Genomic DNA, 17,932 nt, shown 5'->3' on the forward strand with positions numbered 1-17,932 from the left:
GCTAGTGGGACTCCGTCCACGGACCGACGCCGCCGATCCGCTCCACCGAGTAGCGGACGATGTAGCCGGGGCCCTTCGGCGCCGGGAACTCGTCGTCGGGGGACATGTAGACCTTCGTCAGGCGGTCCAGCAGGTCCCACGCGTCGTCGCTGGGCTCGACGGCGGCCCGGGCCCGCAGCACCGCGTACGGGTTCAGCACCACGCCGGTGTCCCGGGGCGCCACGAAGGACAGCACGACCCGCGGGTCGCGCTCGATGTTGCGCATCTTCGCGTACCGCGCCATGTGGCCGGACACGATGTCGTCGCCGTCCAGGCCGATCCAGATGACGCTCACCTGCGGACTGCCGTCGGGGTTGATGGTGCTCAGATGGGCCAGCGGGCCGGACTCGATCAGGTCCCGCAGCTCGGTGGGAAGTCCGCTCACACCGCCGATCGTATCGATCTCCTCAAGGAGGATCCGTGTCGTTGCCGTTGCTACCGACGTCCCTCGTCGGAAGCTATGCCCAACCCGACTGGCTGATCGACCGCGCGAAGCTCGCCGGCCGTTTCCCACCCCGCGTGCGGGCCAAGGAGCTGTGGCGCATCCCGCCCGAGCATCTCGCCGAGGCGCAGGACGACGCCACGGTCGTGGCGATCCGCCTGCAGGAGGAGGCCGGGCTCGACATCCTCACCGACGGGGAGATCCGCCGCGAGAGCTACAGCAACCACTTCGCCACCGCGCTCGAGGGCGTCGACGTCGACAACCCGGGCACCGCGCTCGACCGCAGCGGCCACCCCAACCCGGTGCCCCGGATCGTCGGCCCGATCTCGCGGCCGGCGGCGGTGGAGGTGGAGGACCTGCGGTTCCTGCGGGCCCACACCCGCAAGACGATCAAGATGACCGTGCCCGGCCCGTTCACCATGTCGCAGCAGGCCCAGAACGACCACTACCCCGACGCGGAGGCGGCCGCGATGGGCTACGCCGCCGCCGTCAACGCGGAGATCAAGGACCTGTTCGCCGCGGGCGCCGACATCGTGCAGATCGACGAGCCGTACCTGCAGGCCCGCCCGGACGCCGCCCGCGCCTATGGCCTGGAGGCGCTGAACGCGGCGCTCGACGGCGTCACCGGCACCACCGCCGTGCACCTGTGCTTCGGCTACGCCGCGATCATCCACGAGCGGCCGGAGGGCTACTCCTTCCTCCCCGAGCTGGCGGGTTGCACCGCCGACCAGATCTCGATCGAGACCGCGCAGTCCGGGCTCGACCTCGGCGTGCTCGCCGACCTCGCCGACAAGACGATCATCCTCGGCGTCGTCGACCTGTCCGACCACGCCGTGGAGAGCGTGGAGACGGTGGCGGCGCGCACCCGGCGCGCGTTCGACCACGTCCCACCCGAGCGCATCGTGATCGCCACCGACTGCGGCATGAAGTACCTGCCGCGCGACTCGGCGTTCGGGAAGATGCAGGCGATGGCCGAGGCGGCGCGGAAGCTGCGTGCGGAGTTCGTCTGAGTTTCCGGCTGCCGGACGTCGTCTTGACACCACCGGGGACGCACCGGCAGCGTCGATCTCCCGTCCGCGCAGCGGACACCTGTCCACTCTCAGCCCTGCAGCGTTGCCGGAAGGACCTCGGACATGACCGCGAGCGTCTCCGCCCCGACCTACGGCGCGGACATCTACACCGACCAGGCGCTCCTCGAGCCCTACGAGCACTACCGCGCCCTGCGCGAGCTCGGGCCCGCCGTCTGGCTGGAGCAGCACGGGGCGTTCGCGGTGTCGCGCTACGCCGACGCCCGCGCCGTCCTGCTGGACAGTGACACCTTCCGGTCGGCGAACGGGATCGCCCTCAACGAGCCCGCCAACCAGGCGATCCTCGGTTGCACGCTCGCCAGCGACGGCGAGCTGCACGCGCACCTGCGCAAGGTGGTGGCGCACCGGATGCTGCCGCGGGCGCTGCGCCCGATGCGCGATCTCGTCACCGAACGGGCCGACGAGCTCGTGGCCGGCCTCGTGCGGCGGGGCTCCTTCGACGCGGTGTCCGACCTGGCGCGGGCACTGCCGATGTCGGTCGTGCCGGACTTCATCGGCTGGCCGCAGGAGGGGCGCGAGCACCTGCTGGAGTGGGCTGGCGCCAACTTCGACTCCTTCGGGCCGATGAACGCGCGCACCGAGCGGGCGCTGCCCAAGTGCGGCGAGATGGCGGCATTCGGCGCCGAGCTCGTCCGCACCGGCAACGTCCTGCCCGGCAGCCTCGGAGCGGGGGTCCTCGAGGCGCGCGACCGCGGCGAGGTCACCACCGAGCAGTGCATGATGCTGATGCTCGACTACATCGCGCCGTCGCTCGACACCACGATCAGCGCCGTCGGCAGCGCGATCTGGCTCTTCGCGCAGCACCCCGACCAGTGGGACCGCCTGCGGGCCGACCCCGCCCTCGTCACGAACGCCGTCAACGAGGTCGTGCGGTACGAGTCGCCGATCCGGGCGTTCGGGCGGCTGGCCGAGACCGACACCGAGATCGGCGGCGTACCGGTCCCGGCCGGGTCGCGGGTGCTGGTGATCTACGCGTCGGCCAACCGCGACGAGCGCAAGTTCGCGCGCCCCGACGAGTTCGACGTGACCCGCCCCGACGCGGTGCAGCAGCTCGGGTTCGGCGTCGGCGAGCACGGGTGCGCCGGTCAGGCCCTCGCCCGCATGGAGGCCGAGTCCCTGCTCACCGCGCTCGCCCGCTCCGTCACCCGCTTCCGGCTCGACGGCCCGCCCGAGCGCGCCCTCAACAACCTGATCCGCGCGTTCGGCACCGTCGCGGTCAGCGTCGAGACGGAGGACTGAGATGGGCGACCTCGTCGCGGCGGCCCGGGACCTGCAGCCCCTCCTGCGCGACCACGCCGCCGCGGGCGAGGCGGCGGGCGACCTCGCCGCACCGGTCGCCGACGCCCTGCACGACGGGGGCCTGTTCGGCATGTGGACGCCGCGGCCGCTGGGCGGCGCCGAGCTCGACCCGCTGTCGTCGGTGGAGGTCGTGCAAGCGCTCGCCGAGGCCGACCCGTCCGCGGCGTGGGTCCTCATGGCGGCCGCGCTCGCCACCGGCACCGGCGGGGCGTACCTCGGTGACGAGGCCGTGGCCGCGATGTTCGGCGGGCCGCGGTTCCCGGTCGTCGCGGGGCAGGGCACCCGGCCGGGCCGGGCCGTGCGCGACGGCGACGGCTACCGCCTCTCCGGGTCCTGGTCGTTCGCCTCCGGGATCAAGCACGCCCAGTGGATCCACACGCTCGGTGTCGTCGAGGACACCGGCGAACCGCTGATCTTCGTGCTCCCCGTCGAGCAGGCCGAGCTGGTCGACAACTGGGACGTCATGGGCCTGCAGGCCACGGGCAGCATCGACTACACGATCGAGGACGTCCACGTGCCGGCGGCCTTCACCCACCCCGGCCCCACCGAGACCCCGGTGCGGGGCGGGGACCTGTACCGGCTCGGGATCATCCAGTTCGCGCTGATCGGGCACTCCGGGTGGGCGCTGGGCGTCTCCCGCCGGATGCTCGACGAGCTGGCCGCCCTGGTCCGTTCGAAGGCGGGCCGCCCCGGAACGATGGCGGACAACCCGCACTTCCACACGACCTACGGTGAGGCCGAGGCGCGCTGGCACGCGGCACGCGCGTTCGTCCACGAGGCCTGGCGCGCGGCGAGCGGGACGATCGGCTCCGGGAACCCGCTCGACGTGCGGCAGAAGACGATGGTGCGGCTCGCCCTCTACAACGCCACCTGGGCGGCGGAGGAGATCAGCGTCGCGGTCTACCGCGCGGGAGGCACCACCGCCCTGCGTGCCGGGGTGCTCCAGCAGTACTTCCGGGACATGCACGCGGGCACGCAGCACGTCACGAGCGCACCGGGGGTGATCGAGGCCTGCGGACGCCACCTCGGGGGGTTCGCGCCCGGGCACGACTGGCTCTACATGAACCTGGTACCCGGGGACGGCTGAGCGGGACCGCCGCTGCGGCCGCGCACCGTGATCGCCACGGCCGGGCTTGCGGCGTCCGGCGGGCGGGTCACGCGTGGAGTTCGGCGGCGAGGTTGCTGATCGCACGCTCGACCGTGTTGGCGCGGAGCGCGCCGTATCCGATCAGCAGGGCCGAGGGCGCCCGATCGTGGTCCGCCCAGTGGGGCGCCGCTCGTTCGAGTCTGATGCCGTGCTTGGTCGCGACGCCGAGCAGGGCATCCGGGTCGAGCTCCGCAGGCGGCCGCAGCAGGAGGTGCAGCCCCGCCGCCTCGCCCCTGGATCGGATCTCGGGGAGGTGCGTGGTGAGGGCGGCGAGCAGCCGGTCGCGACGGGACCGGTAGATCGGGCGCACCCGGCGCAAGTGTCGGGCGAAGGCGCCGCTGTCGAGGAAGCGGGCGAAGGCGAGTTGCCCGAGGGCTTCGGTGGCGACGTCGTCGAGGAACTTGGCGCGAACGCTCTCGTCGATCAGTCGGGGCGGCGCGATCAGCCAGCCGAGGCGGAGCGCGGGGCTGAGGACCTTGCTCACGCTGCCTCCGTAGGCGACGTGGTCGGGGTCGAGACCTTGCAGCGCGCCGATCGGCAGCCGGTCATAGCGCAACTCGGCGTCGTAGTCGTCCTCGATGACAACGGAGTCGGCCGCCCGGGCCCAGTCGAGCAACTCGACGCGGCGGTCGGCGGACAGGACGACCCCGCTGGGGTAGGAGTGCGCGGGCGAGAGCAGGGCCGCGCCGACGTCCAGCGCGGGCAGGCGCGCGACCTGCATGCCCTGCTCGTCCACGGGCACCGGTACCGGCCGCAGGCCACTCGCGCGGATCAGCAGGCGGTGGTGGGCGAAGCACGGATCCTCGACCGCGACGCGGCGTACGCCGCGTCGGGCAAGGGCTCGGCACAGCAGCGTGAGCGCCTGGGAGAAGCCACCGCAGACCAGCACCTGCTCCTCGGTGGCCCGCACACCCCGCACCCGCCCCAGGTAGGTGGCCAGGGCCGCGCGCAACGGTCGGGTGCCGCGCGGTTCTGGGTAGAGCAGGTCCCGGTCGGGGACCTCACGCAGCGCGTCCCGGTAGTGGCGTAGCCATTCCTGGCGGGGGAACAGCGCCGGATCGGGCAGCCCGCTGGCCGGGGTGGTGTCGTCGGGGCCGAGCATCATCGGCCAGAACGGCGCCCCGCGTCCGGTCGGGCGTGGCCGGCGGCGGGCCGTGTCTTCGCTGCGGACGCGGGTGCCCGATCCGCGACGGGCCTGTAGGTAACCCTCGATCACGAGCTGCTGGTAGGCCTCGACCACGACCGAGCGCGATACGGCCAGCTCACCGGCCAGCACCCGGGAGGGTGGCAGCGGCGTGCCAGGGGCCAGCGTTCCACGGCTGATCGCGTCGCGCAGGCCACGTTCGAGCTGCGCGCGCAGGCTGCGCGGTCGGGAACGGTCGAGCGCGATCAGAACGTCGGCGGGAAAGCCGCTCCTGGACTCGCTCGACCCCATATTGGACCGGCTACTTCCTATCGCTTTGGACCGTTGTCCACACCACCTTCACCTTAGCCTGGTCGCACCCGCCAGATCTGGAGGAAGCGACATGGTGCACGTTGTCGACGAGCGGCCGGCACCCCGACGAGCAGTGCGGGCCGGCCGACCCGCCGCCGCCTGAGACGCACCGGGGGTCATCATGCCCATCACGCACCCGAAGCCGGCGCCGGGGCCGCGCGCCCGCAACCCGTCAGACCGGCACCCGTTGCCGCGACTGCTCGGCCGGCGCAGCGTCCAGATCGCCTTCGCGGGCTGGGTGCTGACCAACGTGGTCCTCATGATCTTCGACCACCTGCCCCTGCACGCCTCGTCGCTGGCCCGACCACCGGCCGTGGACAAGGTCCTCGGCACCGACGCGATGTTCGTGGAGGTGTTCGTGCTGATGGCGGTCGTGCACTTCCTCACCCGCCGCAGGGCGGTGCCCGACCTCGCCGAACGCGCGCCGCGAGCGAGCGTCACGAAGCGGGAGACGCTGCTGGTGATCGGGTACGGTGTGCTGGCCGTGCTGGGTGGTTACGCCCTTGGCCGAGCCTTCGGCTGGCACGCATTCAGCTTCCACCTCGACGGGATGGTGATCCGCACCGGCCAGCAGGCCGTGCCGGCGGAGGCGCTGTCCTGGGCGGCCTACAACCTGCTCGCCTTCGCCGTGATCCCGTTCCTCGTGTTCCGGCGCCGGTACTCGATCGAGCAGCTCAGCCTGCGCTCGAGCAACCGGCGCGCGGACCTCGTTCTGATCGTTGTCGTGCTCGCCCTCGAGTCGACCGCCCAGCTGATCGCGGCCGGGGCGTCCTCGGTGTTGGGGTTGCCCCTCGGGCAGGTCCTGCTGGGCGCGCCGCTGACGTTCGCACTCTGCTTCGCGGGCACCGTCCTGCCCACGATGGTCTTCATCTCCTGCATCCTGACCCCGCGCTACCTGCGGCTGACCAACTCGGTGCCGGCCACGGTGATTCTCGGCGGCCTCACCTATGCGCTGCTGCACTTCTTCGACGGTTGGACGAACCTCGCCTCACCCACCGACGCGCTGGTCTCGGTGCTCTACCTGCTGCTCTTCTACACCGCGCCAGGAATGTTCAAGACGTTCATCACCATCCGTAGCGCCAACGCCTGGACCCACGTGTGGGCCTACCACGCCATCGCGCCGCACACGTTGCTCGACACCCCCATGTTCGTGAAGATCTTCAACATCCGCTGAAGTGCAGGCTGCAACGACGCGTCCCACGCATTAGCTGCGACGGGCTACTAGCCCGCATCGGCGGCCGGGAGGGCCCGGGTGTCCCGCTGGCGGAAGGTACGGCGGTAGGCCGAGGGGGAGGTGCGCATCGCCCGGGAGAAGTGGTGGCGGAACGTCACCGGGGTCTCGAACCCGACCGCGGCCGCGATCTGCTCCACCCCGATGTCGGTGCGCTCGAGCAGGGGAAGGCTCGCCTGGACGCGGCGGGCGATGAGCCACCTGATGGGGCTGGTGCCGGTGCACCGCTGGAACTGGCGCAGGTAGCTGCGGGCGGCCATGTGGGCGCGGGCGGCGAGGTGGTCGAGCGTGATCGGCCGGTGCAGGTTCTCCAGCATCCAGGTCATGCTGAGCGCGATCCGGTTGTCGTCGGGGTCGCCCACCACCGGGCCCTCGATGTACTGCGCCTGCCCGCCTTCGCGGTGCGGTGGGATCACCAGCCTCCGGGCGACCGCGTTCGCCACCGCGGCCCCGTGGTCGCGGCGCACGAGGTGGATGCACAGGTCCAGGCCGGCCGCGCAGCCCGCGCTGGTCAGCACGTCGCCGTCGTCGACGTAGAGCGGGGCGGGGTCGACGTCGATCCTCGGGTGGCGGCGGCGCAGCAGGTCGCTGTGGCGCCAGTGCGTGGTGGCCCTCCGGCCGTCGAGGAGACCGGCCCCGGCGAGCGCGAACGCCCCCGTGCAGATCGACACGAGCCGCGCCCCGTCGTCGTGCGCCCGCCGCAGCGCGGCGACGACCTGCGCGGACGGTTCCCGCTCCGGGTCGGCCACGCTGGGCACGATCACCGTGCCGGCGGCGGCCAGGGCGTCGAGGCCGTGCGGTGTCTGCAACGTGGCGCCGCCGATCACCCGTACCGGGTCGGGGGTCTCGGTGCAGATCGTGAGCGAGTACCAGGGGAGGTCGATCTCGGGCCAGGAGATGCCGAAGACCTCGGTGACGATGCCGGTCTCGAAGGCGGACATCCCGTCGTAGGCGAGGACGGCGACGGAGCCGAAATCACGCATGGCGATATCTTAGCGATGTGCGTCGTCAGCGCCACTGGGCCGCGCAACCGTCGCCGCGCAGGCTGATGGCATGACGAACCGGACGAACCGCAAGAAGTTGCTGGCCGCCTTCCTGACCGCCCTCCGCCGCGGCCTGGCCGACTTCGCCTACGGCATCAACGCCGGGAACGCGATCCGGCACGGTCTGCCCGTGCCCCGACGTGGGGCTCCTGACCACGGCATCCTCCCGATGGCCGGGGTCTCGTCCCCGGTCGCGGCGCGCCCGGCGGCCGTGAGCGCGGCCGCGAGGCGGGGGCCCTGTGTCGCCGGCGCGCGGTAGGCTGTCCGGCACGGGCCGAGAGGCGCTGCAACGGACGCGAGTCCGCCACGCTCGGCCCGCTCCACGTGCAGCAAGGGCGCCTCCGGTCATCGGAGGGGGCGCGCACACATGTCGGACCGTCGCACGGAGGAGCTCGTCGGGCTCCTGAACCAGCGGATCGCCGTACTCGACGGCGCCTGGGGCACGCTGCTGCAGGGCATGGGCCTCACCCCGGCCGACTACCGCAGCGAGCGGTTCGCCGACCACTCCCACGACGTCACGGGCGACCCGGACCTGCTCAACCTGACCCGCCCCGACGTCGTGCTCGAGGGGCACCGCCGCTACTTCGCCGCCGGCGCGGACATCACCACCACGAACACGTTCACCGCCACCTCGATCGGCCAGGCCGACTACGGGATGCAGGCCGCGGTGCGGGAGATGAACGTCCGCGGGGCGCAGCTGGCGCGCCAGGCCGCCGACGAGGCCGGTGGGAAGTTCGTGGCCGGCTCGATCGGCCCGCTCAACGTCACGCTCTCGCTGTCGCCCGACGTCAACGACCCGGCCCACCGGGCGGTCACCTTCGACGAGGTCCGCGCGAGCTACGCCGAGCAGATCGCCGGGCTCGCCGAGGGCGGGGTCGACCTGCTGCTCATCGAGACGATCTTCGACACGTTGAACGCGAAGGCCGCGATCGCGGCGGCCCGCGAGGTGGCGCCGCACCTGCCGCTGTGGATCTCGGTCACGATCGTCGACCTCTCCGGCCGCACCCTCTCCGGTCAGACGGTCGAGGCGTTCTGGAACTCGGTCCGGCACGCGTCGCCGCTCGTCGTCGGCGTCAACTGCTCGCTCGGCGCCGCCGAGATGCGCCCGCACGTCGCGGAGCTCGCCCGCTTCGCCGACACGTACGTCGCCTGCCACCCCAACGCCGGCCTGCCCAACGCGTTCGGCGGCTACGACCAGACCCCCGACGAGACCGCCGGCCTGCTCGGCGAGTTCGCCGGTGCCGGGATGGTCAACATCGTGGGCGGGTGCTGCGGCACCACGCCCGAGCACATCACGCGGCTGGCGTCCGCGGTGTCCGCCCTGGAGCCGCGCCGGGTGGCGGCCCCGCCGGACGCGGCGCGGTTCAGCGGCCTGGAGCCGCTGACCATCGGGCCGGACACCGGCTTCCTGATGATCGGCGAGCGCACGAACGTCACGGGCTCCGCGAAGTTCCGCAGGCTCATCGAGGCGCACGACCACCAGGCCGCCGTCGACGTGGCCGTGGAGCAGGTGCGCGGCGGGGCGAACCTCATCGACGTCAACATGGACGCTGACCTGCTCGAGAGCGAGCGGGAGATGACCACGTTCCTCAACCTGGTCGCCACCGAGCCCGAGGTGGCCCGGGTGCCCATCATGATCGACAGCTCGCGGTGGAGCGTGCTCGAGGCCGGGCTCAAGTGCGTGCAGGGCAAGGGGATCGTCAACTCGATCAGCATGAAGGAGGGCGAGGAGGTCTTCCTCGACCACGCCCGGCGCGTCCGCTCCTACGGCGCGGGCGTCGTCGTCATGGCGTTCGACGAGAAGGGGCAGGCCGACACCGTCGATCGCAAGGTCGAGATCTGCGCGCGGGCGTACGACCTGCTCACCCGGGAGGTCGGCTTCCCGCCCGAGGACATCGTGTTCGACCCCAACGTGCTCGCCGTCGCGACGGGGATGGCCGAGCACAACGGCTACGCGAAGGCCTTCCTCGAGGCGCTGCCGCTGATCAAGGAGCGTTGCCCGGGCGTGCGCACCTCGGGCGGCATCTCCAACCTGTCGTTCTCCTTCCGGGGCAACAACGTGGTGCGCGAGGCGATCCACTCCGCGTTCCTGTTCCACGCGGTGCGCGCCGGTCTGGACATGGGCATCGTCAACGCCGGCCAGCTCGCGGTGTACGAGGACATCCCTGCCGACTTGCTGGAGCTGGTCGAGGACGTGCTGTTCGACCGCCGCGATGACGCCACCGACCGGCTGGTGACCTTCGCCGGCAAGGTCACCGGGCCCGGCACCAAGCGGGAGGTGGACCTGTCGTGGCGCGACGCCCCGGTCGGGCAGCGGCTGTCGCACGCGCTCGTGCACGGCATCGTCGACTTCGTCGAGGCCGACACCGAGGAGGCGCGCACCCAGCTCGCCCGGCCGCTCGAGGTGATCGAGGGCCCGCTGATGGACGGGATGAAGATCGTCGGCGACCTGTTCGGCTCCGGGAAGATGTTCCTCCCGCAGGTGGTGAAGAGCGCGCGGGTGATGAAGCGCGCCGTCGCCTACCTCGAGCCGTTCATGGAGGCCGAGAAGGAGCAGCTGCGGCTCGCCGGGAAGGTGCAGGAGGACCGCGGCCAGGGCAAGGTCGTGGTCGCCACCGTCAAGGGCGACGTGCACGACATCGGCAAGAACATCGTCGGCGTGGTGCTGGCCTGCAACAACTACGAGGTGATCGACCTCGGGGTGATGGTGCCGGCGAGCGTCATCCTCGACACCGCGGTGTCCGAGGGCGCCGACGTCGTGGGCCTGTCCGGGCTGATCACGCCGTCGCTGGACGAGATGGTCGGCGTGGCGCAGGAGATGCAGCGGCGCGGGCTCAAGCTCCCGTTGCTCATCGGCGGCGCCACGACGTCCCGGCAGCACACGGCCGTGCGGATCGCGCCGGCGTACGACTCCAGCACCGTGCACGTCCTCGACGCGTCGCGGGTCACGGGCGTGGTGTCGAAGCTGCTGGACCCGGCGCGGGCCGACCAGCTGGACACGGACAACCGCGCCGAGCAGGAGCGCCTGCGCGTCCAGCACGCCTCCCGGCAGCAGCGGCCGATGCTCACGATCGCGCAGGCTCGGGCCAACCGGGAGCAGGTGGCGTTCGACGACCTGCCGGTGCCCGCCTTCACCGGTGTCCGCACCGTCACCCCGTCGCTCGAGGCGCTGCGGGAGTTCATCGACTGGCAGTTCTTCTTCCTGGCCTGGGAGCTGAAGGGGAAGTACCCGGCCATCCTCGACCGGCCGGAGGCCCGCGAGCTCTTCGACGACGGCAACCGGCTCCTCGACGAGATCATCGCGAACGGGTCCTTGCAGGCCAGGGGCGTGTACGGGTTCTGGCCGGCCCACGCCGACGGCGACGACATCGTCCTGGCGACCCCGGACGAGGTGCGCTTCCCGATGCTGCGCCAGCAGACCGAGAAGCCCCAGGGCCGGGCCAACCGCTGCCTCGCCGACTACATCGCCCCCGCGGGCGACCACCTCGGCGGCTTCGCCGTCTCCGTGCACGGCGCCGATCAGCTCGCAGCCCGGTACGAGGCCGAGCACGACGACTACCGGGCGATCACGGTGAAGGCCATCGCCGACCGGCTCGCCGAGGCGTTCGCCGAGCAGGCGCACCTGGAGGCCCGGCGGGCCTGGTTCGAGCCTGACGCCGACCCGCTGCTGGACGACCTGCACGCCGAGCGGTTCCGCGGCATCCGCCCCGCCCTCGGCTACCCGGCGAGCCCCGACCACAGCCTCAAGAAGGAGCTGTTCGAGCTGCTCGACGCGGAGCGGGCCGGCATCGGCCTGACGAGCTCGTACGCGATGACGCCGGCCGCGAGCGTGAGCGGGCTCATCTTCGCCCACCCGGAAGCCCGCTATTTCACGGTCGGGCGGATCCGGGGCGACCAGCTGCGCGACTACGCCGAGCGCCGGATGCTCCCGCAGTCGGAGGTCGAGGACTGGTTGCGGCCGAACCTGGATTGATCAACGGCGCCCCGCGCGCTCATTCGCCTGATCGGCCCGATCGATGCGCGGTAGAAGGGGCGCACCAGCCACGCGGGCGCCAGGCCGTGGCGCTCCTCCTCCCAGACCCGGCCCCGCGGGTGGCTCCGGATCAGGGGTCCTTTGGTGCGCGTCGGCGCGGCGGTCAGGACCTCGATGCGGGACAGGTGCTTGACGTTGAAGTACCCGTACTGCCGCGGGCTGACGAGCCTGGCCGGTGCTCCGTGGTCGCCGTCGAGCGGGTGGCCGTCGAGTCCGCGGCACACGACGTGGGTGATGGCCGCGCCGGGCAGCAGCGCCGGTTCGCCGACGGCGCGGTAGACCGCCTCGAACGTGACCCCTTCCCAGTGGAGGTCGGTGGCCGACCAGCCGGCGACGCAGTGGAAGTCGGCGGCGCGGACGAGGACGAGCTCGAGGCGCGCTGCCTGATCGCGTTCGCGGTCGCGGTCGGCACCCACTTCATCGCCGCCGACCACGGCGGCCGGAGCCGCGCCGACGTGATGGAGGGGTCGTCAGGCTGCTGCAGGCCCGAGGTGGGGGAGTTGGTGGTTGACGGGCACCGTGGTCACCGTGCGCGGGGTCTGTCAGTTCCGATACCGCTGCGCCACTGCGGTGAAGGCGGCCTTGGGTTCCCAATCCATGCCGGGGTAGGTCTGCCCCTGGCGCCCGTCGAGGAGTTTGACGATGCCCAGGCTTGCCCGGTCCAAGTCGTTCTCGGGGTCGCCGTCCGGGCGGTGCGGGTAGCCGGGCAAGGCGAACAAGAACACGAACGTGCTGTCCACGCCCTCGGTCTCGAAGATCTCCAGCAGTTCGCTCAGATATGCGGCCTGGCCGGCCTCGTCACGCTCATATATGCCGTTCAGTCGTACAGGAGCCTTGGTCTCCGGGTCGTGCTCGACCACTTCCAGCACCCGCCCACCGCGGTCTCCCGCGCCGCGGTAGGCCGCGGTGCCGAACCCGGTGACGGCGAGCGGCTTCGGGCCTTGGGCCAGGGTGCGCACCGCGTCCCGGAACCGGTCGGCGATCTCTGCGGAGCGGATCAGCTCGAACGTCACGATGTCGAAGGGAGTCCAGTCGACCTGCTCGAACTGGATGGATGCGTAGGTGAGCATGCCGTGGAAGCGCTCGCGGACCGTGGCGGCGGCCCCGCGGAGGAATGCGTTGATGCGCACGCCGAGCTCGCGCATCGCTTCGTTTCGCCGCTCGGGTTGGCTCATCAGCTGCTCGACCCGCTCCTCGGGGCTCTCTCCGGGCAGGAACCCGCGGTTCATCACGCTCAGCTCGACCCCTGCGACGAACACGACCGTGGCCCCCTGCTGCCGGAGCCGTTCCGCTCGCTCGGCGCAGTCGCGGAAGAGCGTGAGGATCTGCTCCGGATCCAGCTCCAGCGGATAGGGCGAGAACCAGACCTCCAGGCCGAGCTCGGCGGCGGCACCGGCGGCCAGCTCCATCCGGTCCGGGTCGCCGCCGATGATCTGGATCGCGTTGCAGTGCAGGTCGTCGCGGATGATGGCGAGCTCGCGCCGGACCGCGGCGGGGTCGAAGTGCTCGCGGGATGTCTGGCCGTGCACGACGAATCCGGTGTCGTAGGTCATTCCTCTTGCTCGCACGTGACGTCCTCTCTGGCGGTCTCGGTCGGGTCGAGACTGGCAGAGAAAGTGCGTGCACGCAAGATTGCTTGGGTGCAACTTTGCGCGCACGCAGCTCTGTGTGGAACTCTGTCGCCGTGACGACACCACCAGGGCTGCGGGAGCGGAAGAAGCAGGCCACGCGCCACGCGCTACGCGAGGCGGCCCTGCGCCTGGCCGTCGAGCGCGGACCTGACCAGGTGCGGGTCGAGGACATCGCCGAAGCGGCCGGGGTTTCGCCGCGCACCTACAACAACTATTTCGCCAGCCGCGAGCAGGCGATCGTCTCTGCTGTCACCGCGGACCGGGAGGCGCGCATCGCGGCGGCAGTCGCGGCCCGCCCCGCAGGAGTGCGCCTGGCCGACGCCGTCACCGAAGCGGTGGTCGAGCAGTACACGGGCACCGGTGAGCGCGAACACGAGGCGCTGCTGCTGATCACTACCCAGACCGCGTTGCGCGACGCGTTCCTCGATACCACCGCCGGCATCGAGCCCCAGCTCACCGCGGAGCTCGCCGAACGCCTAGATGCCGCCGGAGCGCACACAGCCCGCGTTCTCGCGGCAAGCGTGGCCGCGGCGGTCCGCATCGCGCTGGAAGGCTGGCTCCGGCCGGCCGGCAACGCACAGGCCGCCGGGAGTCTCGGCGCCGGAGGACTGGTCGTGCCCTCCGGCTCACTGCCCGACCAACTCCGCGCGGCGCTGGCCCCGCTCGCGCCCGCGTTCGACGCCGCCGAGCGACGCACCCAGCCGTAGAACCGACACAACTGGGGCATCAGCTGGGCAGACAGTCGATCCGGAACATGCCGATGCGGCGGGCCGGCGTCCTCGTCAGCCGATTCAACGTGGTCGACGTTGTGACACCACCGAGCAGGCCCTCGTCGATTCCGGGGAGCTGGTCTGCGCACCCGTGACGGCCGGCTACCTCGCGGGCTACGCGCTCGCACGTGATCAGCTCGGGATCGGCGTCACGGTCGTGGTCGAGTGCGTGAACCCGGTACGGGTCGGCCGGGATGCGTGGGCGGCCGTTGCTGCCCAGCAGGAGGCGTGGTTGCTCGATGTCGAGATCGTCTGTTCGGATCCGCGGGAGCACCGGGTACGGGTGGCGAACCGTTCCGTGGACGTGCCGGGACTGATCCTGCCCAGCTGGCGGCAGGTGCTGGACCGCCGGTACGAGCCGTGGGATCGGGACCGCCTTGTCGTCGACACGGCTGCCGTCGGTGTGGAGGAGGCCGTGGACGCCATTCGTCATCAGGTGTCGGTCAGGAACTCCCGCACCGCCGGGCCGGCGACGTCGCGGTACTCCTCGAAGTAGGCGTGCCGCGCCCCGGCCACCAGGTGCAGCCGGGCGCCGGGGATCCGGTCCGCCAGGAGCGGCGCGTTGGCGGTGGGGTTGAGCTCGTCCCGGTCGCCGTGCAGGACGAGCGTGGGTGCGGTGATCCCGGGAAGGGCGTCCCAGGCGTCGTGCCCGTTGCTCGCGAGCAGGTGCTGGTGGCGGGCGTGCCGGGGCATCGCGGGGTCGCCGAGCGTCCAGTAGGGCCCCGGGTGGCGGGCGAGCCACTCGGGGGAGTACATGAGGTCGAGCAGCGCGCGCCGGGCGGCCGCGGGGTCGGGTGCGGCGAGCGCCCGGCGCACCTCGGTGGAGCGTTCCACGGCGTGCGTGCCGCCGGGTGAGGTGCAGCCGAGCACGAGCCGCCGCACCCGGTGCGGGTGGTCCACGGCGATCCACTGGGCGACCCGGCCGCCCATCGACGTGCCGTAGACGTCCGCGCGGTCGACGCCCAGGTGGTCCAGCACGGCGATCGCGTCCTCCGCGAGGCCCCGCGTGCTGTACGGCCCGGGCGGCGCCTCGCTGTCGCCGGTGCCGCGGTGGTCCAGGGTGACGACGCGGCGGTAGGCGTCGAAGTCCTCCCGCACGCGGGTCCACCACCGGTGCGAGCTCGACTGGCCGCTGAGCATCAGGAGCGGCGCGCCGGCACCGGAGAGCTGGAAAGCGATGCGGGTGCTGTCGGGGGCCGCTGCGTGGGTCACGAGCCGATCTTCGCAGCCCGCTCAGCCCAGCCCGTAGACCCGCAGCGCGTTGTCGCGGCCGACCATGTCGACCACCCGGCGGGCGTCGGCGAGGGACCAGTCCCCGTCCGCCACCCAGCCGCCGAGGACCGACGTGACCGCCCGCCGCCACAGCACGGCTCCGAGGTGGTGCAGCTCGGGCGGTCCCCACGCGTCGGAGGAGTACAGCTGCTTCGCGAACGGCGCCAGCTCGAAGGACTCGGCCACCACCTGCGTGCTGCGCACCCCGACGTGGTTCACCGCGAGCCCGACGTCGAAATGGACACCTCGGAACGCCTGCGCGAGGTAGCCGGCCTCTCGGTGGTACGGGTAGCAGTGCAGGAGCACGATCGGCACGTCCGCCACCGCGGGCATCCGGAGGAAGTCCACCAGGTGGATCGGGTTGGCGCGGTGCAGGTCCAGGTCGCGGTCGCCGAACCCGGTGTGGAGCTGGATCGGCAGGCCCAGGCGCACCGCGGTGTGCAGGCCGTGGCGCATCAGCACCGGGTCGACGAGCCTCGGCTCGCCGCTGTCCAGCCAGCGCCGGGACGCGTCGGCCACCGCGTGCGGCGGCGGCGGCGAGAGGTCGATGTCGAAGCCGGCCCGGTAGGCGAGGATCGACTTGACGCCCACGGCGTGTTGCGTCGCGCGGTCCAGCCGGGCCCCGAACTCGTCGGCGTAGTCCTGGCCGGCCACCCCGTCGGCGGCGAGCTCCTCGGCCAGCGACTCCAGCCGGACGATCAGGTGACCGTCGGCCCCCGACGCGGCGGCCATCCCGTCCACGTCGAGGATCGCGTCGGCGCCGTAACCGGTGTCGACCAGCCAGTCCGACACGCCCGCGGCCCGCAGGAACCGTTCGGTCACCGTGCGGACGCCGAGCTCCGAGCGCCGCCTCCAGTACTCGTCGGCGGGCGCGTGCACCGGGAGGTCGAGCACGGGCGCGCTGAAGCGCCGGATCGCGAAGCCGAGCTGCGAGTCGAACTGCGTCATCCACTCCGGGACGGGATCGGGCGAGCCCTCGTTGAGGTGGGTCTCGAACTCGGCGCGGTCGAGCTCGACGGTGAACGCCCCGTGCACGTGGTGGTCGACCAGCCGCAGGCCGGAGACGTGCTCGGCGAGCTCGGAGCCCATCACGCCGACCAGGAGTACCGCAGCTTCTCGGCCACCGCCTCGACGTCCGTCCCGCCGTAGGTCTCGACCTCGTGGCGGCGCACCGCGACGAGCGCTTCGAGGAGCTCCTCGCCGAGCAGGCGGCGGGCGAGGTCCGAGGCCTCCAGCAGGTCGAGCGCGGAAGCCGGGTCCGGGAGGCGCACCGCGCCGGAGCGCGCCGCCTCCTCGGCCGTGAGCGCGGCCGGGGCGACGGTGACCTCGGGCGGCAGCGGCGTGTCGCCTGCGAGGCCCTCGAGCGCGAGCCCGAGGAACACCGCCGTGGCGAGGTAGGGGTTGGCGGACGGGTCGATGCACTTGAGCTCCACGCTCGCGCCGTGCGGGTTGCCGCGCGTCGCCGCGCAGAGCCGCACCGCCGCCTCCCGGTTCTCCCACCCCCAGCAGGCGAACGCGCCGGACCAGTGGCCCGGCTGGAGCCGGTGCGGTGACAGCACGGACCCCGCGAACACCGCGGTGAGCTCCGGCAGCCCGGCGACGATCCCGCCGATCACCGCACCACCGTCGTCGGTCGTCCCGTGCGGGCCCGCGCCGCCCGACAGCAACGGCCGGCCGCCCTGGGTGAGCGAGAGGTGCTGGTGGGCCCCGTTCCCGCTGCCGCCCGCGAACGGCAGCGGCGAGAACGACACGGCGACGTCGTGGTGGCGCGCCACGCGGCAGGCGAGCAGCCGGGCCAGGACGACGTGGTCGGCGGCCGTGAGCGGGTCGGTCGGGCCGATCGAGAGCTCGAGCTGGCTGTCGCCGTACTCGGCGTGGATCTGCTCGATGGGAAGGCCGGCGCGGTCGGCGGCGGCGAGGAGGTCGAGCACGAACGGCTCGACGTCCAGCAGGGCGCCGAGCCCGTACGCGTTCCAGCCCTGCCCGCTACGGGGCGTGAGCACCATCTCCAGCTCGCACCCGACGAGCACGTCGAGGTCCCGTTCCGCGAGCCCGGCCACCGTCCGGCGCAGGAGGCCCCTGGTGCAGACCGGAGCGGGGGCCCCGTCCTGGTCGAACATCTCGGCCGGCGCCCAGGCGACCCCGTCGCCCAGCAGCCGCAGCGCCGCGAGGTCGGCGCGCAGCCGCAGGTCGCCGACCACCCCGAACCGCGGGGTGAACGCGATGGAGTTGTCGACGCAGAAGACGTTCCAGCTCGGCGAGGCGCCCATGCCACTGGCGTGGAACGCGCCCACCCGGCGTGCGGGTACGTGTTTCGCCCTGATCACCCCGGCCGGGTCGACCACGGAGCCCGAGAGCAGCCGGACCCCGGCGTCCTCCAGGCGGGCCGCCGCCGTGGCCAGCTCGTCGGCGGCGAGGACCGGCATCGGGTACGTGGTCACG

General features: G+C 72.3%; 16 protein-coding genes and 1 riboswitch. Of the genes, 8 read left to right on the forward strand and 8 right to left on the reverse strand.

Features of this window, described 5'->3' with window-relative positions; translation table 11 throughout:
- Position 1: 1 nt before the first annotated feature.
- The gene (locus ACU436_RS11875; protein ID WP_459024528.1) at positions 2–424 is read right to left on the reverse strand and encodes a PPOX class F420-dependent oxidoreductase; all 423 of its coding nucleotides are present in this window, start codon (positions 422–424) and stop codon (positions 2–4) included.
- A gap of 35 nt (positions 425–459) precedes the next feature.
- On the opposite strand from ACU436_RS11875, the gene ACU436_RS11880 reads away from it, so the two are divergent.
- The 3 genes from ACU436_RS11880 (at position 460) to ACU436_RS11890 (ending at position 3,955) form a co-directional block, all read left to right on the forward strand.
- On the forward strand, positions 460–1,491 hold the full coding sequence (locus tag ACU436_RS11880) for a uroporphyrinogen decarboxylase family protein (protein ID WP_459024530.1): 1,032 nt from the start codon (positions 460–462) through the stop codon (positions 1,489–1,491).
- A gap of 123 nt (positions 1,492–1,614) precedes the next feature.
- Positions 1,615–2,808, forward strand: coding sequence for a cytochrome P450 (locus tag ACU436_RS11885; RefSeq protein WP_459024531.1), 1,194 nt, complete (start codon positions 1,615–1,617; stop codon positions 2,806–2,808).
- A gap of 1 nt (position 2,809) precedes the next feature.
- On the forward strand, positions 2,810–3,955 hold the full coding sequence (locus tag ACU436_RS11890; protein ID WP_459024532.1) for an acyl-CoA dehydrogenase family protein: 1,146 nt from the start codon (positions 2,810–2,812) through the stop codon (positions 3,953–3,955).
- Positions 3,956–4,022: 67 nt separating this feature from the next.
- Here the strand turns inward: ACU436_RS11890 and pdxR are convergent, their stop codons facing one another.
- Positions 4,023–5,450, reverse strand: a complete 1,428-nt coding sequence (gene pdxR, locus ACU436_RS11895) for a MocR-like pyridoxine biosynthesis transcription factor PdxR (RefSeq protein ID WP_459024534.1) — start codon at positions 5,448–5,450, stop codon at positions 4,023–4,025.
- A gap of 181 nt (positions 5,451–5,631) precedes the next feature.
- Between pdxR and ACU436_RS11900 the strand changes: the two genes are divergently transcribed.
- A complete protein-coding gene (locus tag ACU436_RS11900) occupies positions 5,632–6,684 on the forward strand; it encodes a hypothetical protein (RefSeq protein WP_459024536.1) in 1,053 nt (350 codons plus the stop codon).
- A 47-nt stretch (positions 6,685–6,731) separates the two neighbouring features.
- Here the strand turns inward: ACU436_RS11900 and ACU436_RS11905 are convergent, their stop codons facing one another.
- Entirely contained in the window at positions 6,732–7,724 is a 993-nt protein-coding gene (locus tag ACU436_RS11905; protein WP_459024538.1) for a helix-turn-helix domain-containing protein, read from the reverse strand.
- 70 nt (positions 7,725–7,794) lie between these two features.
- Here ACU436_RS11905 and ACU436_RS11910 point away from each other — a divergent pair, with 70 nt between their 5' ends.
- Together ACU436_RS11910 and metH are read left to right on the forward strand one after the other, a co-directional pair.
- Positions 7,795–8,043 carry a hypothetical protein gene (locus ACU436_RS11910; RefSeq protein ID WP_459024539.1) on the forward strand — a complete coding sequence of 83 codons (249 nt, stop codon included), beginning with the start codon at positions 7,795–7,797 and terminating at the stop codon, positions 8,041–8,043.
- 11 nt (positions 8,044–8,054) lie between these two features.
- A riboswitch (S-adenosyl-L-homocysteine riboswitch) is annotated at positions 8,055–8,132 on the forward strand.
- A 19-nt stretch (positions 8,133–8,151) separates the two neighbouring features.
- On the forward strand, positions 8,152–11,757 hold the full coding sequence (metH, locus tag ACU436_RS11915) for a methionine synthase (RefSeq protein ID WP_459024541.1): 3,606 nt from the start codon (positions 8,152–8,154) through the stop codon (positions 11,755–11,757).
- Here the strand turns inward: metH and ACU436_RS11920 are convergent.
- Positions 11,691–12,233: a molybdopterin-dependent oxidoreductase gene (locus tag ACU436_RS11920; RefSeq protein WP_459024543.1), complete on the reverse strand. Its 543-nt coding sequence runs from the start codon at positions 12,231–12,233 to the stop codon at positions 11,691–11,693. The two genes, metH and ACU436_RS11920, sit on opposite strands and share 67 nt — an antisense overlap.
- A 126-nt stretch (positions 12,234–12,359) precedes the next feature.
- The gene (locus tag ACU436_RS11925) at positions 12,360–13,385 is read right to left on the reverse strand and encodes a hypothetical protein (protein ID WP_459024545.1); all 1,026 of its coding nucleotides are present in this window, start codon (positions 13,383–13,385) and stop codon (positions 12,360–12,362) included.
- A gap of 116 nt (positions 13,386–13,501) precedes the next feature.
- On the opposite strand from ACU436_RS11925, the gene ACU436_RS11930 reads away from it, so the two are divergent.
- Positions 13,502–14,155 carry a TetR/AcrR family transcriptional regulator gene (locus ACU436_RS11930; RefSeq protein WP_459024547.1) on the forward strand — a complete coding sequence of 218 codons (654 nt, stop codon included), beginning with the start codon at positions 13,502–13,504 and terminating at the stop codon, positions 14,153–14,155.
- Positions 14,156–14,309: 154 nt separating this feature from the next.
- Positions 14,310–14,714, forward strand: coding sequence for an AAA family ATPase (locus tag ACU436_RS11935; protein WP_459024548.1), 405 nt, complete (start codon positions 14,310–14,312; stop codon positions 14,712–14,714).
- On the opposite strand, the gene ACU436_RS11940 is transcribed toward ACU436_RS11935, so the two are convergent.
- The 3 genes from ACU436_RS11940 to ACU436_RS11950 are packed head-to-tail and all read right to left on the reverse strand — an operon-like array spanning position 14,651 to position 17,931.
- Complete coding sequence (locus ACU436_RS11940) at positions 14,651–15,430, reverse strand: alpha/beta fold hydrolase (RefSeq protein ID WP_459024550.1); 780 nt, start codon at positions 15,428–15,430, stop codon at positions 14,651–14,653. The genes ACU436_RS11935 and ACU436_RS11940 overlap by 64 nt on opposite strands.
- Before the next feature lie 21 nt (positions 15,431–15,451).
- Positions 15,452–16,579: an amidohydrolase family protein gene (locus ACU436_RS11945; RefSeq protein ID WP_459025677.1), complete on the reverse strand. Its 1,128-nt coding sequence runs from the start codon at positions 16,577–16,579 to the stop codon at positions 15,452–15,454.
- The gene (locus ACU436_RS11950) at positions 16,579–17,931 is read right to left on the reverse strand and encodes a type I glutamate--ammonia ligase (protein ID WP_459024552.1); all 1,353 of its coding nucleotides are present in this window, start codon (positions 17,929–17,931) and stop codon (positions 16,579–16,581) included. Before ACU436_RS11950 ends, ACU436_RS11945 begins: the two co-directional genes overlap by 1 nt.
- Position 17,932 lies beyond the last annotated feature (1 nt).

This window comes from Pseudonocardia wallangbongensis (assembly GCF_054486945.1).